Origin of the sequence: Chitinophaga lutea (genome assembly GCF_003813775.1) — a bacterium.
Lineage (GTDB): Bacteria > Bacteroidota > Bacteroidia > Chitinophagales > Chitinophagaceae > Chitinophaga > Chitinophaga lutea.
The window spans coordinates 477,813-503,320 of record NZ_RPDH01000003.1 but is presented as its reverse complement, the minus strand read 5'-3'; the positions used below and the strand labels follow the sequence as shown (position 1 = coordinate 503,320).

Below are 25,508 nucleotides of genomic sequence, written 5' to 3'. Positions count from 1 at the left end.
TTACCGGAGATTTATTTCAACAACCTGTATACCATAGGGTTTGATGTGCACCGCGATGTCCGTTGCAGCGTTTGCGGGTGTTACCGGAACAGCGGCGTAATGAGCTTTCACGGTAGTGCGCAGCGCCTGGTGGTGGTTATTCAGGAGTATGAAGAATAGCTTTTTCTGTTTTTCGCTGATAGCGCAGTAATAATCGAGGTAAGGCGAATCCGTCTGCAGCAGTCCCTGCCGGAGCATCAACTGCGCGGGCGTGCCGTTCACCATGCCCGGCGCAAAGCCGTACGACTGGTGCGGGCCTACTTTCGGCGTGATGAAACCACGCGGAAATTTCACCTTACCGCCGGAGCGCAATTCCGCTTCGGCCAGCAGGTAATCCGTAATCCACCCGATCTGCCACCAGGCATGATGGGGGTATGGACCGGCGCCTTTGTTCATCACATCCCAATAATAAGACGCCACACCGGTGGCGGGGTCTACGAATGCATCGCGGCCCAGCGCCGCGGCACGCGCCATATGCAGGAAGAGCGAATCTTTCGTGATTGTGAACATGCGCACAAACAAGCCGGCATGGCTCGCCAGCAGAATAGGGCCGCGTTTATTGGCGCTGCCAAAGGTGCCGCCGTGTTCGAAACTGAGGCCGGCCTGGCTGATCTCCCAGTCTTTTCTTTCCACGCCGTTCACCGTTTTGACGGCATTGTCGGGAATGGGATGCGTGTACACGGACGTGGTGTAAAACCTGGCGGTTTTAATAGCGGCGGCGCGGTATTTTTCCTGTCCTGTCAGTTCAAACAATTCAAGCAATGCCTGAACACTCTGGCCGGTGGCGAAGTCCGGCACAAACCGGGTATCGCCGCACACGCCCAGGAAACTCCCCTTATCCACCGCATGCTGTATGTACCAATCGGCGCCCTTTTTCGCAGCCGCAAGGTATTTAGGCTGTTTTAATATTTTGTAAGCAATCAGCAACCCGTAGAACGTAGGCCGGAGGTCTTCCACTTCGCGGAACATCGGCGCCTGCGTGGCATGGTCGTATGCCACCTGCCAGTTACCGCTGCTGCCCATCCAGCCCAGCAAACGATCTGCCGCCGCCGTCAATACATGTTTCATGGCCGTATCGGCGGGATTGAAGAGCAGGATATTCCCCGCATCCATCAGCACGTAATAGGTGGTGCCGATGGGCTCCACGTAAGGCCCCCATTCTTCCGTGAACCGCTTGCTTTTCGACAGGTAGTATTGTCCCGCAGCAGCGCCGCGGAAGAATCCCCCTGTAGTGGTCTGCTGCTGCAGTTTAAAATTACGGGCGAAGGGTAGCCGTGTTTCTTTTAATACCGGGTCGTTCGTAATGGAAGCCAGCATCCACATCGCGCCGTAATCAGAATTCTTCATGGCATCTTTCTCCGAGCCGTATACGCCGCCGAGATATGCCTGGGCGCCTATTTTCATGCCGTTAAAGTCCTCCGTGCGCCAAAGCGACGTGGAATCGCTGATCACATACTGATGCATCGCCAGGATGCGGTCGGTCAGCGAACGGCGGGTTTCTTTCAGCGCCAGGAAATCCGGGAAGCGGTAAATGTCGTTGATGGCATGTTTGTATACGGTGTACCAATTGGCGGGCTGCAGGGAATAACGGAAAGAAAACTCCACCGTTTCACCCTTCTTCAAAGCAGACCCTTCCTGCCCCAGCACGGGATGGTAGAGCGTGGGCGACAGCTGCCCTTTGCGGTTCATCAGGGAAAGCCCCAACCGCCAGGCGTCCTGCGTTTTGGTATTGGTAGCCCAGGGATCGCGGCCGGTGCCCGGTTCCGGGATAACGGCCATGGTTACACGGTTCTTGCCTTCGATAAAAGGCGACAGCGTAGACGCCGCCCTTTCCCGCACAAGCAACGGTTTTTCAGGGATACCCTGCATATACACCGCCGCCTTCACAAAATCTTTCTCTATAAAGTTGCTCTGGTAATAACCGGGAATACCGGCCCAGGCGAAACTGTTTTCCGGGTAAACCGCCAGCGTGGGGGTGGCCACGGAAAAATAGCCGTCGGCCTTCGCTTTGAGCGTAATCCGTACTTGCACATCTGTAGAATACAGCGTGTCCAGCATCCACATAGCGGTGATTTCCGCGCGATTGTTTTCCGCAGAAAACACCTGTGCGCGGGAATGAACGTCCCTGGCCGCAGAAGGATAAAAATGCCAGGCCTCACCGGCGGTATTGAGCTGCACCGGACTGGTGAGCTCCTTCCAGAGGGGAATGACGTAATGATATTTTTTTTCGGGGAAATCGATCTGTGCTCCTTTGGCATCATATACCGGGATGGGCTCCGTGGCAGATGGTTTCTCTGCCGAATACAACACGGTATATTCGCCGCTCGTATGCGGCAACGGCAACCAGCGGCCGCCCTGCTTCACGGCGAGGCCTTTCAGCTGGTACCCCTTCTCCGAATGTTCCCAGCGTAATTGCACACCCCTGCTTTCCACAGTGATCTGTGCCGAGGCAGTCCATCCTGTCAATACCAATGCCAACAGGGCGAATAATCTCCGCCCTGCTGCCGATGCAATCAGCTGTTTGGTGCTACGCACCACCTTACTTTTTTCAATACAACTTTCAACAGTATGAAAAATTCGTTCTTTCATCACCCATCCTTTTTCGATAAAACCTTCAGCAGCCGTTTCCGGTTTGCACATTCTTGCAATGAAACCTCCGGCCATCATATTTAAGTTCCTCCCATCCATCAAGCTGCCTTTTTCCGTGAAGCCCTCAGCGGGATGAGCGCCAGTAAAAGAATAACCGTCGCAATCACCGCTACCAGCACGGCGCTGCCGGCGGCGAAGAAACAAAGCACATATAGCAGCAGGGCAATAAACGCCAGCGAGAAAGCGATCACTTTCAACCCGAAAATATTCTGCTGGTGAATGGCCAGCGCTTCTTCCGGATCGGGCGCAAGCCGCTCGATTTTCCTTTCGGCCCGCACCTGCTGCAGGTGCAGGTATTCTTCGCTGATGGAGCCGCGCATGCGGGCGTAAATTTCGTAGGCCACCAGCATTAAAAACGGCAGCCCCACGCCTACCAGCATTTCATCGGCTCGGCTGAGCCTGATGTCGGACGTGAACGGTAAAATGATCTTGAATAATAAATTCGCCGCCAGGCTGATGATGGTGATCAGCAACGTGGCCCTGCCGTTCAGCCGTTTGGAGAACAGCGCCCAGATGGGCGGCGCCAGCAATGGTCCGCCGGTAATGGCGCCGATGCTCAGGGTAAACTCCACGATGCCGCCGATATACGGTACGATCAGTGCAATCCCGATCATGCCCAGCCCGAAGAACCACGACGATAAACGGGCCACGAACATCAGTTTTTTATCGGAAGCGCCGGGGTTGATGCGGCCTTTGTAAATATCGTTGGTGAATACCGCGGACACTACATTCAACGCCGTATTGGCGGAAGCGGACGTGGAAAAATACATGCCCGTCAGGATCAATCCCATCAATCCCGCCGGCAGCACATGCTTGCACACCATCAGGTAGGCGTTTTCCGCATCCAGCCCCTGCAGTGAAGGATTGATCAGTTTATACAGCATGGGCGGCAGCATCCATAAAACGGGACTGATGATATACAGCCCGGCGAAGAGGTAAGCCACTTTGGAAGCCGACTTTGGCGTGTCCACGCTGGTATAGCGCTGCACGAACGTCCAGTTGCCGCCGATGTAAAAAATATGGTATAACGCAAAGGCTAAAATGAAACCCCAGGTATACTCCCCGTTCACCACGCTGAAAAAACCTTCCGGCGAAAAGTGGAGGAACTGGTCCAGCCCGCCCGCGGCGTCGAATGCGAGGGGAATGATGATCAATACGGCGGCGGTCAGTATCACGAATTGCAGGATGTCTGTCACCATCACCGCCCACAGCCCGCCCACGGCGGTGTAGGCGATCATGAAGAGGCCCAGCACCACGGTGCTCGGCATGAGCGGAAAACCGAGTGAAGAGCTCACGAGCTTGGCCACGGAATACAACACGGATCCTTTGATCAGCAGCGACACCAGCATAAAGATATAGATGTACGATTGCTGTACGCCGGCGCCCAGCCGTTCGCGGATAAACTCCGCGGCGGTGAGGTTGCCCGTGGCCTTCCATTTCGGTGCGATGTAGAGACCCGTTACCAGGCCGCCGATGCACATCGTCCATTGAATGGTGACCGCCACCCAGCCGTATTTGTAGGCAATGGAGCCCCAGGCCACGAAGGTGCCTGCGGAGAAAAAGCTCATAAACAGGGAAAGGCCGCCGATAAACCAGGGCACCGCCTCTCCCGCTGCAAAAAACGATTTCAGGTTACGGCCCGTTCTTGAAAAAGAAAAACCCACCAGCATGATAAATACCGAGAAAACAACAATTACCGACGTATCAATCGCAACATTCATAATTCTGCCTATGGTGTAATGGTTAATGTAACTTCGCGGGTCAGGCGTTTTTCGCCGTTGTACCGCACGTTCGACGCATCGAATACAACTTTATAGGTGCCGGGTTTCTTGTACACGTAGGCGTATTCATTCATCACGCCGCTCACGTTTTTCAGCCCCGCTCCTGCATCGGGCGCGATCTGCCAGGGATTGAAACCCTTGCTGATCACCCAGTCTTCATTGTCGTCAGCCGTAGCGTTGCCGCCGAACATCAGCAGCTGCGCCGTGGTGATGCTCCATACGGCCGCAGGATTCTTAAAATCCACCTGCTGCCAGCCGCCCGTGGCCATCACGGCCAGCGGGGTCACCACGCCGTCGTCAGACACGTTCGTGGCACTGAAGGTACGTATCACCCAGCGGTTTTGCCCCTGTGTTTTTTTGGTATCGGTGTAACGAAACGCCACGTAAACCATGGCGGAATCCTTTTGCGGCCGCGCAAACTCTTTCAGGCTCAGGAGGCCGGAAGGCGTATTGTCTGCGCCGGTGGAGAATTTGGCGCGACTGCTGATATCCGTCCACGTAGCCGCCTGAATGTCGGCCGCCGTGGCTTTACCGTTGTAGTTGTTGGATACGAGCAGTTGCAGGTTGGGATAGATCACCCCGAACTGCACCCAACTGCCGAATTCAATCCGGAGGTCGTTCGCGGCGCTGGTGCGTTTCCGGAACTCGTAATTGCGGCCCGGTTCGCCGGAAAAGAACGAGATGTTGTCCGGGTTGCCCGTGAAGATGAATTTTACCGTGTCGCCCACTTTGTAAGTCAGGGAGCTGGTGTGCACCTGGAAGTCGGGCATCGACACTTTGTCTTTTTTACAGGCCGCCAGCAGCATGGCCGCAGCCAGTGTATAGAATACCTTACGCATGTTTACCAGTTCGGATTTTGAACGATCAGGCGGTTCACCGTCAGTTCTGTGTTAGGAATAGGGAACACCAGGTTCCTGGGCGTGATATTTTTAGCGGCATTGGCTGCATATTTGAGGCCGGAAGGCGCTGTGGCGGTGATTTCCGCGGCAAGCGACTGCATTTTGGACAAATAGAGCCCCCAGCGGATCAGGTCGTGTTTGCGCATGGCTTCAAACGACAGCTCACGGGCGCGCTCATCCTGGATGTACGCGAGGAACGCCGCTTTATCCATGCCTGCCGGCGCATCCACCGCGGCATCCGGTGTGCCCAGCGGCTTGCCGTAGCCCCTTCTTCTCACCATGTTCAACGCGTTGTAAGCCGCAGCGCTGGGCCCGTTCACTTCATTCTCGGCTTCCGCCTTCATCAGCAGCACATCCGCATAACGGATAACGGGGAAGTTGGTGGAGTTGTAGCTCCGGTTTTTCGGCGTGGACATTTCATATTCCCGGCGCCATTTCCCGCAGGTGCGATCATAGATCTGCGCGGCGGTGTAGTTCGATTTGGTGGTTACGCCGTTGGTGGTGACATAGCGGTAAGGTGCGATGGCCCAGTCGCGGCGCAGATCCGTAGCGGCATAGAGACTGAACAGCCGCGCGGTGGGATGCACGCTGCCGCCGCTATACCCGATCTTGTCGTCCGGGCATTCCAGGCCGTTCTCGATACCCACGGCGCCGGCCAGTTGCGCATTGCCCAGCTGGTTGCCATACATGCCCACTTCCCAGATGCACTCCTGCAAGTCGTATTTATCCTGCGAGTGATTGATAAAAATCTGTTTGTAGTCCGGGCTGAGGGAATGGCGGCCGGAATTGATCACCTTGTCGGCATATTCCAGCGCATCCTTGTAACGCGCTGTTTCCTTCAGCGGCTCCCCTGCCATGGTGAGGTACACCCTCGCCAGGATGGCCTGTACGGCGGTTTGGGTAACGGTTTCGTTGTAAGTATACCCGTTGATGTCGCTCACGAGTTTCTCCGCTTCCAGCATGTCTTTCAGGATCTGGGTGTATACTTCCTTCACGGTGGAGCGGGGCAGGAAGGCCTCATTCGGTGATTTGGTAGACACGAGTTTCAGCGGTACACCGCCAAAGTTGTCCACCAGCAGGAAATAATAATACCCTCGCAGGAACAGCGCTTCCCCTTTGATGACATTCCGTTTGGTTTCGTCCATCTTCGGCTTGTTGATGTTCTCGAGCAGGAGGTTCGCCCGGTCGATGCCCTGGTAGGCCGTTTCCCAGAAACGCCCGATGTCCAGCTGGCCCGCGTCGAATTCCATCACGCGGATGTTGTTGATAGTGATGCTTTTGAAGAAGAACTCATCGCTGATAGACAGGTAGGTAAACAGGCCACGGGAATACATGCGCCCGAAGTTGTCGATCAGCCGGTTGTACACCCCGTTCAGCGCGCGGCGCAGGTCGGCTTCCGTATTGTAATAGTTTTCCGGCGTCACAAAGTCTTCCGGTTCCGTTTCCAGGAACTTGTTACAGGCGCTCATGGTAGAGGCGGCCAGTAATAAGCATATAAGGATGCGTTTCATCATAACAATTTATTTTTCAGTGGCCGGATGGAATCTCGCAGAACATACCCGGTTTCATCCACACCACTTTTTAAACATTAAAAAGTAAGATCGAGCCCCAGGGTAAGCGTGCGCGCTTTCGGATAGGCAGACCAGTCGAAGCCCGGCGTGAGGGCCGAATGGCGGACAGACACTTCCGGATCGAGGCCGGTGTAGTTCGTCCACGTGTACAGGTTCTGCGCAGCCGCGTATACCCGCAGCGTTTTGATATGCGCCCTTCTCAGGATGCTCGCCGGCAGGGTGTAACCCAGCGCCACCGTTTTCAGGCGGAGGTATGAGCCATCCTCGATGGTGCGGGACGAATAGACCTGCGGGCCCTGGCCGCCTACGCGGTACAGCTCGTTGGTCTGATTCTCGGGCGTCCAGCGTTTTTCGAACGATTTGAACATGTTGAGGTAGTGCCGCACCACGTCGCCGCCTTCGAATTCGATGCGGTTAGCGTTCAGCAGATCGTTCCCGTAGCTCCACTGGAAAAATACGTTCAGGTCGAAACCGCCGTAGGTGAAGTTGTTCGAGAAACCGCCCGTGTGTTTCGGGTTGGGATTGCCGATGATGGTGAGGTCGTTGTTATCCACCTGCCCGTCGTTATTAATGTCTTTGTATTTGATATGGCCCGGCGTGATATTGGCGCGAGGCATGGTATTGTTGGGCACATCGTCTCTCAGCACATAACTCCCGTTGGGCAGTTTGTTGAAATCGCTGTACTGGTACACCCCGTCGAAGAGGAACCCGTAAAACTGCGCGATCGGCTGGCCGGGGATGGCGATGTAGGGGAAAGCGTTGTTGAAGTTGCCCCAGGTGATGCGGGTGGCCATGCTCGGCTCTCCGTCGTTCAGCTGCAGCACCTTGTTGCGGTTGAAGGCGATGTTGAAGTTGCTCGACCAGGTGAATTTTTTCCCCTGCACGTTCACCGTGTTCAGGGTGAATTCGAGCCCTTCGTTCGATACGCGGCCTACGTTCCGGAAACCGCTCAGGTAACCGGTTGAGCCCGGCAGCGTGGCCAGCAGCAACAGGTCGCGCGTATTCTTTTTGTAATAGTCGGTGGTGAGGGTGATGCGGTTTTTGAGGAACCCGAGGTCGAGGCCGATGTCTGTCTGCGCGGTGGTTTCCCATTTCAGCTTCCTGTTGCCCAGGTTGCCGGGGATGAGACCCGCTTCGAGGTTGTTGCCGTAGGAATACCCGGAATACACGAACGTCTGCAGCGACGAGAGGTACGCAAAATCCAGCACGCGGTTATTGCCGGTAAGGCCGTAGCCTGCGCGCAGTTTGGCGTCAGACAGCCAGTTGAACTGCTTCATGAACGGTTCCTCGATGATCCGCCAGGCCAGCGCACCGGAGGGGAACGAGGCCCATTTGTTGCCGTTTGCGAATTTGGAGGAGCCGTCGGCGCGGAACGATACCGTCAGCAGGTATTTCGAATTGTAACCGTAGTTCACGCGGCCGAGGAACGACATCAGCGCATTGCTCGACTTTTCGTTGGGCGAAGCCGTTACAGTACCTTCATCGAGGCCGCTCATACCCAGCGCCTCGTTGGGCACCTGCGTGGAGCTGAAACCGAAACGGTAGCTCGATATTTTTTGCAGCGTCACCCCTCCTACCACATTCAGGTTGTGTTTTTTATTGAAAGTGCGCACATAACTGAGCGTGTTTTCGTTCAGCAGGTTATTGATCTCCTGGTTGTCGACCGAGCCGTTCACCCCCAGCGCGCTGCTCTTGGGATTGCCCAGGCGCGTGTTGGAGTTATTGAACAATTCGCGGCGGATGTTGATTTTCGTAAGGCCGCCCGTGATCCGCAGCGTGAAGTACTTCAGCGGTTTGAACTCCGCGTAGGCATTCGCGATGAGGGTATTGTTGAAAGAAGGGTTGTATTCGTTTTTGGTGGAAATGATCGGGTTGATGCGCCACTCGGCGAGCGGGTCCACGTTCGGGTCGAACGGCTCGTCGATCAGCGACGCGTCGTTCGTGGAATCACCGGTTACCGGGCGGAAACCCCATACGCTGTACATCAGGCTGGATGTGGGGCCGCTGGCGGGACCGCTGGTCGTTGAATTCGCGAAAGTGCCGAAGGTTTTGGTGCCGGTATAATTGACGTTGATGCCGGCTTTTACCTTGTTGCTGATCGTCTGGTCGATGGACGCGCGGCCCTGGTAACGGCGGAAACCGCTGTTGATGATGATACCGTCCTGCGACAGGATGGAACCGGAGAGCGAATACTTCGTTTTATCCGTACCGCCGCGCAGCGACAGGTTGTGGTTGTGCACGAAGGCGTTGCGGAACACGAGGTCCTGCCAGTTCACGCCTTTCACATTGCGGTAGCTTTCCAGCGTTTTCCCGTCTTTCAGGTAGATGGGCGTATACATGCCGGGGTTCATTTCCAGCTGGTATTTCACGAACTCGTAGGGTTCCATCATTTCCTGCTGGCGGATGTTCTGCATCACGCCCATCCAGGTCTGGTAATTGACCACCGGTGCGCCGAGTTTGCCCTGCTTGGTGGTGATCATGATCACCCCGTTGGCGCCGCGGGCGCCGTAAATGGCCGTGGCCGAAGCGTCTTTCAGCACTTCGATGGAGGCGATGTCCGCCGGGTTGATCACGTTATTGTCCGGGCTTTCCATGGGAAATCCGTCCACCACGTACAGTGGGGAGTTCTCCTGCGTAACCGAGTTGTTGCCGCGGATAACGATCTGGAGACCTGCGCCCGGCTGGCCGTCGGTCGAGGATACCTGTACACCCGCCACCCTGCCTGCCAGCGCCTGTTCGAAGCTGGCAACCGGGGCCTTTTCCATGTCGGCCATCTTCACTTCCCCTACGCTGCCCGTTACGTCTTTTCTTTTCACGGTACCGTAACCGATTACGACTACGTCGTTCAGGCCCTTAATGGACGGTTCCAGTTTGGTGTTGTAAACGGTGGCGCCCGGTGCGAGGCGCGCTTCCTTGGTATGGAAGCCCACGAAAGAAAAAACGAGCACAGGGCTGGGCGTTTGCGGGATGCGGATGGAATACACCCCTACGTCGTTGGTCATGGCCTGGGCTTTGCCGCCTTTCAGGAGAATGGTTACTCCCGGGAGCGGCTCTCCCTCCATGTCCGTAATTTTCCCGGTGATGGTTCTGTCCGGGCTGGTGGAATTTTGTGCATAGGCGGTACGGATAAACGCAATACACAACGATAGCATTAAAAAGATCTTGACATTCATACAACCAACGTGTTTTAAATTGAACTATGCGTGCAGTGCAGAAATACCGGAACACTCCATAAACGTGGCATAAATATGCTCCGGCGAGCCGGTGAGGAGCAACAGCTTTTTCATACGTGTGAATTTAATTGATTGCCAAAGATTAAAACTTAACAGCTATATAACGCAGAAAAAAGTGCCCGGAATAAAATGGGAACATTCCCATTTTGCGGGAATGTTCCCATCAATCGAAATAATTCGTTTCTTAGCAGCATGAAAAGGCACCAGATCACCATTATCGACATTGCGAAGGAGCTGAATCTCTCCAAATCCACCGTTTCGCGGGCATTGACGGGGCATAAGAGCGTGAAGCCGGAAACCCGGCAGGCCGTGCTGGAGCTGGCCGAAAAGCTCGACTATCAGCGGAATATGCTGGCCATCAGCCTCATCACGAAAAAGACCAATACCATCGGCATCATCGTGCCCGAATTCAACAGTTCCTACTTTCCCACGGCCATCATCGGCGCGCAGGAGGTGGCCAGCAAGGCCGGGTATTCCACGGTGATCTGCCAGAGCGATGAAAGTTATGAAACGGAAGTAGCCAATACGAAAGTGATGCTGGCCAACCAGGTAGACGGCATCCTGGTGTCGATCACCAAAGAAACGCGCAACTATGATCACCTGAAAATATTCCAGCGGAAGGGAATTCCCATTGTTTTTTTCAACCGGGTGTGCGATGAGATGGACGTGCCGAAAGTGATCGTGGACGATTACGATGGTTCTTTCCGTGCGGTGAGTTACCTGATCGAGTCTGGCAGGAAGCGCATCGCCCACCTGGCCGGCCCCTCTTCCCTGAAAATTTCCGAAAAGCGGCTGAACGGCTATAAGGCGGCGTTGCGCAAACACAACATCCCGCAGGATGAGGAGCTGATGATCACATACGACCTTAATATCGACAAGGTGAAAATTTACGTGAACCACCTGCTGAACCTCGACAATCCGCCCGACGCGATTTTCGCCGTCAACGACCCTACAGCGATCGAAACCATCCAGGTGATCCGCAAAAGAGGGCTGCGGGTGCCGGAAGACATCGCAGTGGTCGGTTTCAGCAACGATTTCGTGTCCGGCCTCATCGATCCGCCGCTTACCACGGTATCGCAGCCCGTCCGCGAAATCGGGCGCACGGCGGCGCAATTGCTGATCGACCAGATCAACCGCGAGGTGTCTGACTGGAAGTCCATCATCCGCGTATTAAAAACGGAACTGGTGATACGCAAATCGAGCTAGGCTTACAATGCATTGATTTTCCTGAGCGCCAACCCCGGTGCTATCCTCGACAGCAGGTATAACAATTTCACGCCCGCCACCCTTATTTCCGGTTTGTCTTTTTCCAGCCCGCACAGCATTTCCGCCACCGCCTTTTCTACGGGGATGGCGATGGCCGGCGGGTTCCCTTCATGCCAGGGCGTATTCATGGCCGGCAGCATCACTTCAAAGATTTTTACGGGCAAACCCGCCGCCTGCAGGCGCAATACCTGCGTGAAGGCGTGCAGCGCCGCTTTGGTAGCGTTGTAGAACGGGTAAGCCGCCTTGGGCGCATATACAAGGCCGGTAGTGATGTTCACTACGGCCGGTTGCCTGTTTTCCGTCAGCAGTGGGATCAGCATTTTGATGAGGCGGATGGGACCCAGCACATTGGTCGAGAACTCCTGCTCTCCCATTTCCAGGATGCCCGGTTCCGTCAAAAACTGTTTGCGGTGCACGATGGCCGCGTTATTCACCAGGATGTTACAGTCGGGGTGGTTGGCGGCTACCCATTCGCACAATCGCCTGCAATCGTTAGCGTCCGCGATGTTGCAGCGGAAAATATGCGCCTGTGGCAATTGCCGCTTTGCTGCCGCCAGTTTTTCTTCCGAGCGCCCGCAGATGAGCACGCGGTTGCCTTTTTCCAGCAATACGGCGGCGAGTGCTAGGCCTGCTCCCGAACTGCCGCCGGTAATCAGTACCGTGTTTCCATGTAGTTGCATACGAATGTTACTTTGCCCCAAAGGGACAACATTCGCCACAGGGAAACATTAACCTATGTTAAGACGCTTATTTTTTCCGCAGGCGGCTGAGCGACACGGGAGAGATGCCGAGATAAGAAGCGATCAGGTGCTGGGCCACCCGCTTTTCAAGCCCGGGGAATTCGGCGCGGAAAAGGTCGTACCGTTTCCCGGCATCAAGCAGCAGCAGGTCGCGCTCCCGGTTTTCTTTGACGGAAAAGGCATGCTCCAGCATCCTGATGAGCAACCGGCTCCAGCAGGCGTGGCCCTGAAGCAGCTGTAACCATCCTGCGTAATCCAGTTCGAGGATGTCGCTGTCTTCCAGCGCTTCTATGAACATACGGGAAGGCTGCCGCGCGATCATGGAAGAGTAGGCTGCGATAAAATGCTGTTCCGGCATGAAATTCTTCGTGTATTCCCTCCCCTCTCCATCTACATACAGATACCGGAACAGGCCTTTGCCGACAAATGCAAATTTGCGGGGTATCTGTCCTTCGTGTATAAAATAATCGCCCTTACGGACAGAGACAGCTTTCCCCAAATCCAGCAATTTTTCCGCCTCCGCAGGCGGCACCGTAACAATAGAGCGGATATATTGAATGAGCATGTTTTCCATAACGCGGGCAGGTAGGGTTGTAAGTTAGGACTTTCTGAAAAAATAAAGGCGGTAAGAATACCGCCCTTCCAAATTTTTAACCATATCCTATGAAAAACCGATATAAAGATAAGCCGTGAAGTAGCAGGGTAAAATGATATTCCGTGAATGCTGGAAAATACCAAGGGAACGCGGGAAATTGTGTGTTCTGAAGTAGTGATGCAGTGTATGCCTGACCGAAGGAAAAAAACAAGGGCGGTAAGAATACCGCCCTTCAATATTTTTAACCATATCCTATGAAAAACCGATGTAAAGATAAGCCGCAAATAACCGGTGCAAAGCGGTATTCCGTGAACGCTATAAAATATCAGGGGAACGTGCGGAATTGTGTATTATAATGTTTGTAATGTGGTGATGGAGTGCTGCGGGTGGAAAGGCAAAAAAACAAGGGCGGTAAGAATACCGCCCTTCAATATTTTTAACCATATCCTATGAAAAACCGATGTAAAGATAAGCCTGTAAATAACCGGTACAAAGCGGTATTCCGTGAACGATATAAAATATCAGGGGAACGTGCGGAATTGTGTATTGGAATGTTGTAATGCGATGATGGAGTGTTACGCGCGGAAAGGCGGAGAAAAAACAAGGGCGGTAAGAATACCGCCCTTCAATATTTTTAACCATATCCTATGAAAAACCGATGTAAAGATAAGCCTGTAAATAACCGGTACAAAGCGGTATTCCGTGAACGCTATAAAATACTCCGTAAACGCTGTCCCGGTGGTCTCGATTAACCAGCCCTTAACAAGCAGACGGCCGTAATTGCCCCGCGGATGGGCATTTGCGGCGATTTAAGCCTTTTCACCGGTAAAAGCCAGCCGCATATACGTTTTTACTTCGTCGTTCACGTCATCCGGATGGTACATCCGGAAATGGTGATTGAACTGATGCTGATCGCCAGGCACTTGCGCAATTTTCTGGAAACAGAGATTGTCGTTATAAGGCTTTTTAAACGGGAATACCACATGCACGAAGTTTTTGCCCAGCTGAGTAACGTAGGCGATCCTTTTCTGTGCATTTGCTACCCCAATCATGGTTTTCGCCGGAAATAGCTGTACGTCACCGATTCTGCCGAATTCAGCCACAAAATGATCGAACAGGGCGAGGGTTGTGGCTGATTTACCGGCCAGCATGGCGTGCAGTGCGTTATTGTCGGGCGTTTCGTTGATTGGCATATATCGCTTACATTTGAGATGACGGCATACCATGCAATATCAGTAAATACTTCTATTTTCCAGCACTGTCGGTTTTGTTCTATTTTCCCCGTTCCCCTCCTCCTAATTTTGTTAAAAAAAAATACCATGATAGCCATTACCGGAGCCAGCGGCCACTTAGGCAAAGCCACCATCGGATTTCTGATCAACAAGATCGACCCTGCCAACATCATCGCCGTGGTAAGGGATCCTGAAAAAATGAAAGATTTTCCCGGCATACAGGTACGGGTAGCCGACTACGACGATGCCGCCTCGCTGCGCGATGCGCTGAGCGGTGTAAAAACGCTGCTGCAGATCTCGTCCGCCAGCTACGGCGACCATGCCACGCAACAGGAGAAAAACGTGGTGGATGCCGCCAGTGGAGCGGGCGTGCAACACATCGTGTACACCAGCACCGTCAACCCCGGCAGCCAGCCTATCTTCTTCGGTTCGCAGACCAATCAGCACACGGAAAACGCCATCCGGGCATCCGGCATCACCTATACGTTTTTCCGCAACAGCATGTACATGGAAACCATTCCCCAGTTTATCGGCAGCGCGATGGAAGACGGGCAGATCTTCTACCCTGCCGGCGAAGGCAAGGTCAGCTTCGTTGCCCGTACCGACATCGCCGAAGCGCTTGCCAATGTGCTGGCAGCCGGTGAAAAACACGCCAACGCAGCATACGACATCACCGGTACCGGTGCGTACTCTTTCAGCGACATCGCCACGCTGCTGGCATCCGAAAAAGGTTTACCCGCCAGCTACACCGACATCCCCGCCAGCGCTTTCCGCGACGAACTGGTCAAACTGGAAATGCCGCCTATTGCAGTGGATTTCTACATCAGCATGGCAGACAGCGTAAAAGCAGGAGAATTCGCACATGTAGACGGCGCACTGGAAGGACTGCTGCAACGGAAAAGGGTGGTGTTGAAAGACTATGTGAGAAGTTTGTAACCGCTAAGCGGAATAACCTGAAAACAAATGCTGTAACAGACCTGGTACCAGTGAACAAAAAAGCGGCGCTTCCCCACCGGAAGCGCCGCTTCATTTTAAAACAATCGTTAAGCCTCGCGATAAATACACCCGATCGCCACCAGCGCCGTAGCTGCAATGGCAGACACCGTGCGCACCGTATTGAAACTGTTCCAGCGCGCTTCAAATCCTGCCCTGCGCGCTGCGATTTCGGAAAGGGAAGCGGATTGGGTATTGAAAGCGTCCAGCGCTTCGTTCAGCGGTACATTCACAGCCACCGTTACACCGAACACCCCTACTGCATACACCAGTGTGGCCGCGGCAAGGCACCAGAAACGTACGGTGAGCGGCTGCCCGTAATGCAGGTAAGTGCTGAGGGGCAATAATAACAACGTTCCCATGAACCCCACATAGAACACCGGGTTCAGGATGGCGCGGTTGATGTGCTGCATGGAGCGGATATACTCCGCATCGCTCAGGCGGCCGAGACCGGGGCTCACAGAGCAGGAATACGCATAAAAAAGGCCGGCCATCAATGCAGAGGCCACGGAGGTGAGTGCTAAAACAAGATTTACGAACATATAGCGGTCAAATGAATGGTTATTAAACACGACAAATGTACCCACACTACGCCTGTCAAAATAGAACAAACCCGACAGGCATTGGGGTTACTTCAGTTCGGTGAAGTTTTCAAGCAATTCTACCGACTGCTTGCGGAGCTGATGCGGGGAAAAACCGGCAAACTCCCGGAATGAACGGATAAAATGAGACTGATCGGCGTAATCGTTATCGAAGGCCAGGTCGGACAATTTGCAGAAGTCGTTGTTCCGCAGCTGGCTCAGGGAGGCCTGGAAGCGGCTGATACGGGCGAACAGTTTGGGAGAAACGCCCACGTATTGTTTGAATTTCCGCTCGAAGCTCCTTTCGGATAACTGCAGCTGTTCCTGCAGCTGCTTCATGGGCACGCTGCCTTTCGACTGGATGATATGACTGAGGGCATGCTGGATGGCGGCATCTTCAAAACGGCTGTTTTCCCGGATTTGCTGCATGAGGAACGTGCAGAGGATGGCCATGCGATCCTGCGCGGAGGGTGCGGCGGAAAGACGCTCGGCCAGGGGGAATCCTTCCTTCTGCGCCAGCAGGTCCAGGTCCATGCAGGTATCGGTCAGTTCCCCGGCGTTCAGCCCGAAAATCGCAGGCAGCGCGTTGGGATAAAAGAAAATGCCGATGGTGCTGAAAGCGCCGGCCAGGCGTATCTCCGCATACTTCGTAGCCGGACCGTATACAAAAATGCCGGGCAATGCCTTGTTGTTCTGGTACATCACGCCGAGGTCGGGATGCTGGAAGATCAGGCCGGGGCAACCGTCGGCCATGGTTCTGAAAGATTTGGAAGGAATGTCCGCGCCTGCGCCCTCCAGTACCCAGAAGTAGCGGATGTGGTTTTTCAGTGCGTCTGGCGGCGGTATTTGCCTGAACTCCATTTTGCGGGTTTAGTATGGCAAATATACTTGGAAAATACCGGTAAATAACGGATTTTAACGCAACGGAAATCAATGCCATGCAAACCCATCTCACCGATATACAGGTACAACAGTTTATCCGCGACGGTTATACACGGATAGATCATGCCTTCCCCCGCGAAACAGCCATGGAAGCGCAGGCCATCTTATGGAAAGAAACGGGCTGCGACCCTGCCAATCCCGCCACATGGACGCAGCCGGTCGTCAGGCTGGGCTATTACGGACAGGAGCCGTTCCGGCAGGCCGTGAACACACCGCTGCTTCGCAATGCATTCGACCAGCTGGCAGGCGAAGGCAACTGGTACCCGCGGGGCGACCTCGGGACCTTCCCGGTACGGTTCCCCAGCGCCGAAAACCCGGGCGATGACGGCTGGCATGTAGACGCGAGTTTCCCCGGAGATGACCCCGCTGATTTTTTTGCATACCGCGTTAACGTGTATTCGAAAATGAGGGCTTTACTGATGCTGTTCCTTTTTTCCGATGTGGAAGCCGCCGACGCGCCCACGCGCATCCGCGCAGGGTCGCATCTCGACATCGCCCGGTTGCTGCAGCCATACGGTGAGGCAGGCCTGGGTTTTATGGAACTTGCGGGCATGCTGGATGTTTCGGCGCACCGCCCGGAGGTATCCGCCACGGGTGAAGCCGGCACGGTTTATCTCTGCCATCCCTTCCTGGTGCATGCCGCACAGCCGCATCACGGCAGCCGTCCGCGCTTCCTCGCGCAGCCGCCGCTGGTGGCCAGAAAGGACTTTATCATCGAAGGAAAAAATGGTGCGTACAATCCTGTGGAACAAGCCATCCGTTTAGGATTGGGCATACATCCATGAAACGCTATTTATCGAGGTGATTTTTGAGCGAAGTACCGATAATTTCCGTCCAGCCCTGCACGAAGCTGTTCTTCGCAAAGTCTTTGTTGTCTTGGGGGAAACTGTCGAGCCCTTCGTGCGTCAGTTTCAGACGGGTGGTTTTCCCTTCGGGGAACAACTCAAAGGTCACCACCGAATAACCCGGATAGTTTTCGTACACCCAGCTGTAAGCCAGTTTCCTGTTCACTTCCGCCGCCAGCACCTTGCATTTGTGCAGGTACTGCTGCTCCTCGCTGCCGCCGTAAAACTGGAATTCAAACCCGACCTCCGGCCGGAACTCCGCGAGGTCGAAATACCATTCGCGCATCTGGTCTTTGTCTGTAATGGCCTGCCAGACTTTCTCCACCGGCGCCTGAAAAGTTCTTTCAATCGTAAATGGTGCTGTTTCCATGTTCAATGATTTGGGTATTAAGAAACCGTTTGGTTACAAATATAAAAGAAACCATCTGGTTACACAAAATATTCTTTATACCGCATCTCCTTTCAACCGGTAACCACAGATTTTCAACCCGGCTCTCTCCAACGTGCGCTGCGAGATACGGTTGCTGATGTTGCAGCGCGCCGCAGGCACCCGCTGGCGGGCATAGGCTTCCCGTTTCAATTCCTGCACGATATAACTGCCGTATCCGTTGCCGCGGAAAGGTTCTTTCACATCCATGTAGATGTCTGCGTACGGGTAGTTGTAATTCAGCATCAGTCCGCCGGTCGCCACTATCCGGCCCTCCTGCTCCAGCAGGTATTCATTGTCGCCGGCGGATTCGTCGGCAGAAGTAACTTCCCGAAAAGTCACATCCGGCTGCTGCAAACCGGTAGTTACATCATCTTCGAACAGGATGGCCTCCGCGCGGATATTGGCGGTGTGCGAAAAGAGCATCAGCGAGAGGAGCGCATCGTTGCTTTGCGCCTCTACGTAAACGGCGCCGCACTGCGCACGGAACGCCAGGAATATTTCATGCACCAGGCGCCGGTAGGGCGGCAGCAGGTAAAATTCGAAAATCGTATCCCGGTCTTCCCGCCGGTCGGTGCCCCAAACGGCGCCGTAGCCCGCAGGCTCCCCGGCTACCGTGAACAGGTAGCTGTCTGCCCAGCCGTAATCGTGGCATTTATTGCAGATGAATTGCCGGTTCAGCTCATGGAGAAATAACGTGCGGAATGCCCGGATATCGTCCGGGGCGGCGCGGCGGATGCTGATGTCCATAACGGGGATTTATGTCCGAATTTACCGATTCCCGCCGGGAATTCAACGGATGAACCCGTTACCATTTCCGCTGCTGGAAGTTCAGGCCCTGCCCGTCTTCCACATAAGATTTGAGGCTGAAGAGGAACATCGCCCAGTTGTAATTGCAGCTGCGGTAGCAGCGCGACACTTCCCGCCAGTTGAGGTGCCTGAAATCCACCGTGGTCACGCCGTTCTTCTCCGACAGATCAAACAGCACGGAGGTGCCGCCCCACTCGGGATCTGCGTCGGATATACATTTCCACAGGATGTGTTTGTTTTCTTCCAGTTCTGCTACTTCCATTTTGGTGGCGTAGTTGTCATTGAAGTCGAATTCGTTCACCGCACCCAATCCCGGGCGCACGATCAGTTTGTTGGTCCAGACCGCGCCCAGCCCTTCCTGCGTGGTCAGGGCTTCATACACTTTGGCGGCGGGGGCATTGATGAATTGGAGTTGTTCGATGTGAAACATGGTTACCTGATTTTGACATGAAATTACACCGAAAAATTAATTTTTCAAGGAAAACATTACGTTCAGCATAGATCATTGGTACAGAGTCAGTTAAATGGCCATTGGGGTTCGTCAAATGGTCAACGGGAACTGCCGCCCCGTAATTTCATCGTATCTTGCGTATGCAAAAAATATCCGCCATGCAACAACTTTCAGCCGATATCACACTCGAAAATGATGCCGTACTGCTGCGGCCACTGACGGCAGCGGACTTACCGCATCTGCTTCCCTTCTCCCTTCATGAACCGGAGCTATGGAAGCATTCCCTCGCAACGGCCGCCGGCGAAGAAAACCTGGCCACCTACATCGAACAGGCGGTTGACGCACGCAGGGCCGGCAGGGAATACCCGTTTATCGTGTTCGACAAAAAACAACAGGCATATGCAGGGTCCACGCGCTTTTACGATATCCAGCCCACCCACCAGACACTGCAGTTGGGTTACACCTGGTATGGTAAACAGTTCCAGGGAACCGGCCTGAATAAACACTGCAAATACCTGCTGCTTCAATTCGCCTTTGAAACGTTAGGTGTGGAAAGAGTGGAATTCCGCGCAGACAGTACCAACGAAAAAAGTATCGCCGCCATGAAAAGCATTGGTTGTACGGTGGAAGGAATTTTACGCAGTCACATGCCGCGTGTAAGCGGCGGCCGTCGCGACAGCATCGTGCTCAGCATCCTCAAAGATGAGTGGAACGGGCATGTGAAGGAAATGCTGGCAGGGAAACTGCGGTGATGCCCCGGCTACGGCTACATGTGCGCGCATCATCCTGAAATGTAACGACGACGGGAACTGTCCGTCTTCTCCTTCAATCGCCGGCACATACGATACGCTCCGATGTGCATGCATTAAATCATTACATCAATACCAAAGGGCCTTCTGCAAAAAACAGGAGGCCCTTTGGTTATATAAAACATTCCGTCAAAATCCCAGCGGTGGTTTGTTCGCTTCCACCGGCCATCCGGGGTTCTGGTAAATGGGCGACGTCTTCACATCGTTGTTCTCCGAAGTAATCAGGAAATGCTGCATCGCGATGGGACTGAAATAATGCGCCATCGTCCACCGGTACCCCGTAAACGCCAGTACCGTCGGGGTTTTCTGGTAGATGCGCAGGTATGGGCTCAGGGCCGGGTCCGATACGGTGCTTCTGTCGCCGATGTTATAGGTAAGCGTGGAAGCCTTATACCAGTTTTTGATAGGCCCCCATAATTTGAAGCCTTCCACATGGTACGGCGTGGCGCTCATCTGGTCGAGCGCGCGCCAACGTTTCAGGTCCATATTCCGCAGGCCCTCTCCCATCAGTTCGCAGCTCCGTTCGCGGCGGATGTTGTACAGTGTTTTATCGACCATCACTCCGGCGGAATACACCCCCCAGTCGTTCGCCGCTTCTTTGGCGAGATCGGTGGCCGCAATGGTTTTCTGGAAATCGGGATCGATGCCCGCCCGTTTCCGGATGGCTTCCCAGTAAGCTTTCGCGGTACCGTCTACCGTTCCGGTTTTTTCATAGCTGGCTTCCATGTAGTTGAAGTAGGCTTCCGTTCCCCGCAGCGCAATGCTGCCCACGTCGCCGCGCCCGTTGCCGAGCTGGGCGCCGTCGTACACGTTGCCTTTCCGGCTCATATAGCCGGTCACGTTATCGTGGTTGCCGATCAGGTTCAGGATGTCGGGATATGTTACAATCGGCGTGGCATGCGTGCCCAGCGACGAAGGTTTCAGGATGTTGATCTGGCCCGGTTGCGCCAGGAACAGCCAGAGGCGGCCGTCACGGTTCTGCCGCACGAGCTGGATGGAATCGTCGCCCGCGTAGCCGGAGCCGGGCGCATAAATCGGCAGGCCGTTCGCCATGAGGAAACGGTCTACGTACCCGCGCGTGAATCCCCATCCGTGCGCCGCCTGGATGGTGTTCGGAATGCCGTTGCTCACCCCCAGTCCCAGGTCATAATCGCGCCACAGCAACACCTCGCTGAAGCCGGACAAATCCGTTGCGCTGAACATCCGGCAATAAGGATTGGCCTCGCTGGCCACCGCAAAGTCTTCATTCGTCGTTTCTTTCCGCAACACCATCGAGTTCGTTACCAGCGGCACAGCGTCCGCCACCGCTTTAGCCGCATCCATCGCCTGTGTCAGAAAAAAATCGATCTCTCCTTCGATGCTGCCCGACTGGAAAGCATACGAAGCATTGTAGTCTTTTGTTTTGCCCGGCCAGTCGGGGCCGTTGGGCACGAAAGCCGTGCCTTTGAAATATTTCAGGAAAGTGCCTTCATACAGCGCCACCCTCGATTTCAGCAACTGTGCGCAGCTTTTCGATAACCGGTTTTTCCCGCCCGTGGGCGCGGTGGCGCCCATCAGCAAAATGGCCGAATCGAGGTCCGATAAGATGAAGCGGGCCACTTCAGTTTGCGGCGCACGTTTGCTGGCTTCGGTCAGCATTTGTTTATCATCTTTCAGCGTGGTTTTTACGATCGGGAAATCGCCGAGCGATTGCAGTTTATCGAAATAAGCCCAGGCCCGGAGGTAATACATTTCGCCGATATAGTGTTTGATGTTGCCCGCATTACCGGTGATGGTGCCGGCGGCGAGGCGGGGCAGCACGGTTTCCAGGAAATAGTTGCACTGGAAGATACCGGTGAAAGACCATGCGCCACCCGATTGCGCCACACGCCATTGCCCCGGCGTGTATTTGGCGTCGTACGCCCTTCTGGCCCCCACGTCGGTATGTGCGTCGCCGTCGAATGTCCCGAATATCGGCAGGCCTTCGTATTGTTTGATGGCATACGCCGCCAGCTGTGATTCTTCCACGAGGTAATTGTCCGGCGTCACTTTCGACGGCGGCGGCACCTCCAGCATGTTTTTGTTACAGGCGCCCAGCAGCACCACCAGTCCGGCTGCGATGAATATGTTGCGTGTTTTCATTTTTTCAGAATTGAGACAGGGTTAAAAAGTTACATTCAGGCCCGCGGCGTATACTTTAAACAAAGGATACACATTCCCGCCATACCCGCCATCCACCGTTTCCGGGTCGAACATGGTCGACATTTTGGTGATGGTGAAGAGGTTCTCGCCAGACACATACGCCCGCAGTTTTTGTATGCCTATTCTGCGTGTGATGGCAGCCGGCAGCGTGTATCCCACCTGGAGGTTCTTCAACCGCAGGTACGCCGCATTTTGCAGATACCGCGTTTGCGCCACCTGGTTTTTCGTGCTGATCAGCGGGCGGGGATAATAGCCGTCGAGGTTCAGGCCCAGCGGATGATTGGGATCGTCGCGGAAATAATCCGCATGTTCTTTCAGGCCTACGGAGGCGTAAATACTGGAAGATGCGCCCCAGAAATAATAGCTGTTCTGGAAATAATCGCGTTTCAGCACACCCTGGAAAAACGCCCTGAAATCGACGCCCTTCCAGTCTGCCCCCACTTCCGCACCAATCAGGTACCGCGGGGAGTTGTTGCCGATCAGCACCAGATCGCCGTGATCGGTTTCCGTGTTGGCGCCGTTGGAAATTTTGCCATCGCCGTTCACGTCCGCGAACATCAGGTCGCCCGCTTTCCAGTTATTGCCGAGCGCGTTCTGGCCGCCACCGGGTAATGACTTCAGGTGATCGTCCATCTGCTGTTGTGTTTTGGCGATGCCGATCGTCTGGTATCCCCAGATCTCTCCCATCATATGCCCGGCGATGTAGGTGCTCAGGCTGCGGGTGGGATTGGGATACCGGGTGATTTTTGTTTTCGCGTCAGACAGTGTGAGGCGCAGGTTGTAACCCAGCCCGTTTTTCAGCTGGTCTCTCCAGTTCATTTCCAGCTCCCATCCTTTGGTAACAAGATCCGTGTTGTTCGCGCGCGGCACATCAGTGCCCAGTATCACCGGCAATTCAGGCGCGGGTCCGATCATGTTCAGGGTAAGACGGTTGTAATATTCAGCAGTAACGGTGAGCCTGTTGCCCAGGAAAGCCGCATCCACTCCCACGTTCCAGGTGCGTATTTTTTCCCAGGAAAGGTTGGAGCTGATCAGGCCCGGGGCGGAAGCCGTATTGGGCCGTCCGCCGTTCACCAGCCAGACGCCGTTCGAATTGCCTGTGGGCATCGTTACATAGGTGGGGTACCAGTCCGTCGTATTCTGGTTACCCAGTTCGCCCACCGAGCCGCGTATTTTAAACAGGTTCACATATTTTTCCAGTGGCAGCCAGAATGCTTCCTTGTCGAGGTTCCACCCTGCCGATACCGAAGGCGAATACAGCCAGCGCATATCCGAGCGGAAGCGGGAAGAGCCGTCGTACCGCAGGTTTGCTTCCAGCAGGTATTTTCCTTTGTAATCGTAGTTCAGGCGGCCGAAGTAGCCCTGTGTAGCCCACTTCTGGTTGTTGCCGCCAACGCTGGGCGGCACGGGTTTGCCGGTGGCGTCGTTGCCGGAAGTCAGGTCCAGCACGGGCAACATCGGTACGATGAGACCGTCGCGCTGCGCCATGAACCATCTGGTTTTTGTCTCTTCCGTTTGCATGCCGGCCAGTACTTTGAAGTTATGTGAACCCAACTGCCGTGTGTATTCTGTATACACATTGGTGTTGAGGTAGTTGGTGCGGCCCGCTTCTTCATGTACGTGCGAGCCGGATTTGTACACGTAAGGATTGCCCGCTACATCGTGATTGGACAGCTGCTGGATGTCCCAGTGGTAAAACTGGTTGTTCACGCTGTAGTTCAGGTCCGCAAAGATCTTCCACCCTGCCAGCGGCTCGATGGTGAGTTTCAGCTGCTGCGAATTGGCGTCGTATTGTTTCGCGCCGCGGCCGCCTTCCTGGAGGCCCAGTGCCGGCGAGGGCGAATCGTAGAGGAATCCGTTGTTGTCGTACAGCGGCAGCATCGGCCAGCCCTGCGTACCGATCAGCTGGTTAAGGCTGTTGGTCATGGTACTGGGCCGTTCGAACTCCTCGCGGCTGAAACGCTGAATGAACGTGAGCGACGCCCAATCGGTGAGTTTCGCGTTGATCCTTGCCGTGATGTTGTAGCGTTTGAATTTGTCGCCGCCGAAACGCATGAAGCCGATTTCGTCGAGGTAATTACCGGAGAGGAAATAGGTGATGTTTTCTTTTCCGCCGCTGGCGCTCAGGGAATATTCCTGGGCGGGCGACTGGCTTTTATAGAGCGCCTTGTACCAGTCGATGTTATCGTTGCCTTCATAATAGCCGTCGGCCCAGAGGTTCGGCTGGCCCGGCCTGGGAATGATCGTGGTCTTGATTTTCCCGTCCATATAATCCCGGATGCGCTGCATGCGCGCGGGCGTAAAATAAACGCCCTGTCCCGAGTTCACGCTGGCGTCGTTGAAGTAAGTAGCGAAGGTATAGGAGTCGAGCATTCTGGGGAGCAATACCGGGCGGGAGGAGCGGTAATTGGCGGCTGCGTTCAATATCGTTTTGCCCGCCTTGCCTTGTCTGGTGGTGATGAGGATAACCCCGAACGGCGCGCGCGAGCCGTAAATGGAGGACGCCGCCGCATCTTTCAGTACCGAGATGTTATCGATATCCTGCGGGCTGATGGCGTTGATATCCCCTTCCATCCCGTCTATCAGGATCAGTGGCGCCGCACTGGAGCCCTGCCCGATGGTGCCCACCCCGCGGATATTGATGCTGGGACGGTTTTCCATACTGCCCGCCAGTGCGCCGCTTTGCGTGATATTCAGGCCGGGCGATACACCCTGCAATGCCTGCGCCACGTTGGCGACCGGCCTTGTTTCCAGCGCTTTTGCACTGATAGTGGACACCGCGCCCGTAAGGTTTGTTTTTTTCTGTGTGCCGTAGCCTACCACAACAGCCGCTTCGAGGTTCTGCGCGGAGGCAGCCATTACTACGTCTATCACGGTTCTTTTGTTGACGTTGATTTCCTGCTCCTGCATACCGAGGAATTTAAAGAGCAGCGTTTTCGCCCCTTCCGGTACTTTCAGCTGGTATACGCCCTCCGCATTCGTTACCGCGCCATGACTGGTGCCTTTGACCACCACGGTAACGCCGGGCAGCGGCTGCCCTGTTTCGTCGGTGACTTTGCCCCGGAGGGTTTCCTCCTGGGCGGCAGCGGTGCCCGCGGAGGCGAGGAAAAGCACAACCAGGAACAGCCTGGCCATACGCTGGAGGACGGCCCGCAGAGGGGCACGGGGCACAACAGCGGCGTTGCATCCGGAGGTTCTGCCATGCAAAAGAACGATCATTGTTTTGTAGTTTAAGTGATGATATACGTGGATTGAAGACGCGACGGAACATGCCGGTGGCACTTCCCTGGTGAAACATAACTGGTGGAATAAACCCGATTATAATAATGGTAACAGCTTATCTATACAACTCACGAACAACCGCGTGCACTCTCAGCCTGCGGTTGTTATCTGCGTTCAGTGGGTATAAATTTATTGTGGGGAGGGGGTTTGTGAAATGGATAAAACGGTTATAAAAATGGATA

General features: G+C 54.6%; 19 protein-coding genes. 4 read left to right on the top strand and 15 right to left on the bottom strand.

Features of this window, described 5'->3' with window-relative positions; genetic code table 11:
• The 5 genes from EGT74_RS25170 to EGT74_RS25150 form a co-directional block, all read right to left on the bottom strand.
• On the bottom strand, positions 1-2,574 hold the full coding sequence (locus tag EGT74_RS25170; protein WP_246008299.1) for a glycerophosphoryl diester phosphodiesterase: 2,574 nt from the start codon (positions 2,572-2,574) through the stop codon (positions 1-3).
• A 152-nt stretch (positions 2,575-2,726) separates the two neighbouring features.
• Complete coding sequence (locus EGT74_RS25165) at positions 2,727-4,409, bottom strand: sodium:solute symporter family protein (protein ID WP_123849378.1); 1,683 nt, start codon at positions 4,407-4,409, stop codon at positions 2,727-2,729.
• A gap of 8 nt (positions 4,410-4,417) precedes the next feature.
• Positions 4,418-5,308 (bottom strand): DUF5017 domain-containing protein, encoded by an 891-nt coding sequence (locus EGT74_RS25160; RefSeq protein WP_123849377.1) that lies wholly within the window; start codon positions 5,306-5,308, stop codon positions 4,418-4,420.
• A 2-nt stretch (positions 5,309-5,310) separates the two neighbouring features.
• Positions 5,311-6,882, bottom strand: coding sequence for a RagB/SusD family nutrient uptake outer membrane protein (locus EGT74_RS25155; RefSeq protein WP_220392969.1), 1,572 nt, complete (start codon positions 6,880-6,882; stop codon positions 5,311-5,313).
• Positions 6,883-6,956: 74 nt separating this feature from the next.
• A complete protein-coding gene (locus EGT74_RS25150; protein ID WP_123849376.1) occupies positions 6,957-10,112 on the bottom strand; it encodes a SusC/RagA family TonB-linked outer membrane protein in 3,156 nt (1,051 codons plus the stop codon).
• A 252-nt stretch (positions 10,113-10,364) separates the two neighbouring features.
• Here EGT74_RS25150 and EGT74_RS25145 point away from each other — a divergent pair, with 252 nt between their 5' ends.
• The gene (locus tag EGT74_RS25145; protein ID WP_123849375.1) at positions 10,365-11,378 is read left to right on the top strand and encodes a LacI family DNA-binding transcriptional regulator; all 1,014 of its coding nucleotides are present in this window, start codon (positions 10,365-10,367) and stop codon (positions 11,376-11,378) included.
• A gap of 2 nt (positions 11,379-11,380) precedes the next feature.
• Here EGT74_RS25145 and EGT74_RS25140 read toward each other — a convergent pair whose 3' ends face one another.
• From EGT74_RS25140 to EGT74_RS25130, 3 genes are all read right to left on the bottom strand, one after another.
• Complete coding sequence (locus tag EGT74_RS25140) at positions 11,381-12,118, bottom strand: SDR family oxidoreductase (RefSeq protein WP_123849374.1); 738 nt, start codon at positions 12,116-12,118, stop codon at positions 11,381-11,383.
• A 67-nt stretch (positions 12,119-12,185) separates the two neighbouring features.
• On the bottom strand, positions 12,186-12,743 hold the full coding sequence (locus EGT74_RS25135; protein ID WP_220392968.1) for a Crp/Fnr family transcriptional regulator: 558 nt from the start codon (positions 12,741-12,743) through the stop codon (positions 12,186-12,188).
• An 839-nt stretch (positions 12,744-13,582) separates the two neighbouring features.
• Positions 13,583-13,966 (bottom strand): DUF5655 domain-containing protein, encoded by a 384-nt coding sequence (locus EGT74_RS25130; RefSeq protein ID WP_123849372.1) that lies wholly within the window; start codon positions 13,964-13,966, stop codon positions 13,583-13,585.
• Positions 13,967-14,092: 126 nt separating this feature from the next.
• Between EGT74_RS25130 and EGT74_RS25125 the strand changes: the two genes are divergently transcribed.
• Complete coding sequence (locus EGT74_RS25125; protein WP_123849371.1) at positions 14,093-14,941, top strand: SDR family oxidoreductase; 849 nt, start codon at positions 14,093-14,095, stop codon at positions 14,939-14,941.
• A gap of 107 nt (positions 14,942-15,048) precedes the next feature.
• Here EGT74_RS25125 and EGT74_RS25120 read toward each other — a convergent pair whose 3' ends face one another.
• Both EGT74_RS25120 and EGT74_RS25115 read right to left on the bottom strand, forming a co-directional pair.
• Positions 15,049-15,540 (bottom strand): anthrone oxygenase family protein, encoded by a 492-nt coding sequence (locus tag EGT74_RS25120; protein ID WP_123849370.1) that lies wholly within the window; start codon positions 15,538-15,540, stop codon positions 15,049-15,051.
• 87 nt (positions 15,541-15,627) lie between these two features.
• Entirely contained in the window at positions 15,628-16,440 is an 813-nt protein-coding gene (locus tag EGT74_RS25115) for a helix-turn-helix transcriptional regulator (protein WP_123849369.1), read from the bottom strand.
• Positions 16,441-16,517: 77 nt separating this feature from the next.
• Between EGT74_RS25115 and EGT74_RS25110 the strand changes: the two genes are divergently transcribed.
• Positions 16,518-17,306, top strand: coding sequence for a phytanoyl-CoA dioxygenase family protein (locus EGT74_RS25110; RefSeq protein WP_123849368.1), 789 nt, complete (start codon positions 16,518-16,520; stop codon positions 17,304-17,306).
• Positions 17,307-17,310: 4 nt separating this feature from the next.
• Here EGT74_RS25110 and EGT74_RS25105 read toward each other — a convergent pair whose 3' ends face one another.
• The 3 genes from EGT74_RS25105 to EGT74_RS25095 form a co-directional block, all read right to left on the bottom strand.
• Positions 17,311-17,736, bottom strand: coding sequence for an SRPBCC family protein (locus EGT74_RS25105; RefSeq protein ID WP_123849367.1), 426 nt, complete (start codon positions 17,734-17,736; stop codon positions 17,311-17,313).
• A gap of 75 nt (positions 17,737-17,811) precedes the next feature.
• On the bottom strand, positions 17,812-18,543 hold the full coding sequence (locus EGT74_RS25100; RefSeq protein ID WP_123849366.1) for a GNAT family N-acetyltransferase: 732 nt from the start codon (positions 18,541-18,543) through the stop codon (positions 17,812-17,814).
• A 58-nt stretch (positions 18,544-18,601) separates the two neighbouring features.
• Complete coding sequence (locus EGT74_RS25095) at positions 18,602-19,033, bottom strand: SRPBCC family protein (protein ID WP_123849365.1); 432 nt, start codon at positions 19,031-19,033, stop codon at positions 18,602-18,604.
• Between the two features lie 179 nt (positions 19,034-19,212).
• On the opposite strand from EGT74_RS25095, the gene EGT74_RS25090 reads away from it, so the two are divergent.
• Positions 19,213-19,806 carry a GNAT family N-acetyltransferase gene (locus EGT74_RS25090; protein WP_220392967.1) on the top strand — a complete coding sequence of 198 codons (594 nt, stop codon included), beginning with the start codon at positions 19,213-19,215 and terminating at the stop codon, positions 19,804-19,806.
• A gap of 186 nt (positions 19,807-19,992) precedes the next feature.
• Here the strand turns inward: EGT74_RS25090 and EGT74_RS25085 are convergent, their stop codons facing one another.
• Complete coding sequence (locus EGT74_RS25085; protein WP_123849363.1) at positions 19,993-21,984, bottom strand: RagB/SusD family nutrient uptake outer membrane protein; 1,992 nt, start codon at positions 21,982-21,984, stop codon at positions 19,993-19,995.
• Between the two features lie 21 nt (positions 21,985-22,005).
• A complete protein-coding gene (locus tag EGT74_RS25080; protein ID WP_220392966.1) occupies positions 22,006-25,263 on the bottom strand; it encodes a SusC/RagA family TonB-linked outer membrane protein in 3,258 nt (1,085 codons plus the stop codon).
• Positions 25,264-25,508 lie beyond the last annotated feature (245 nt).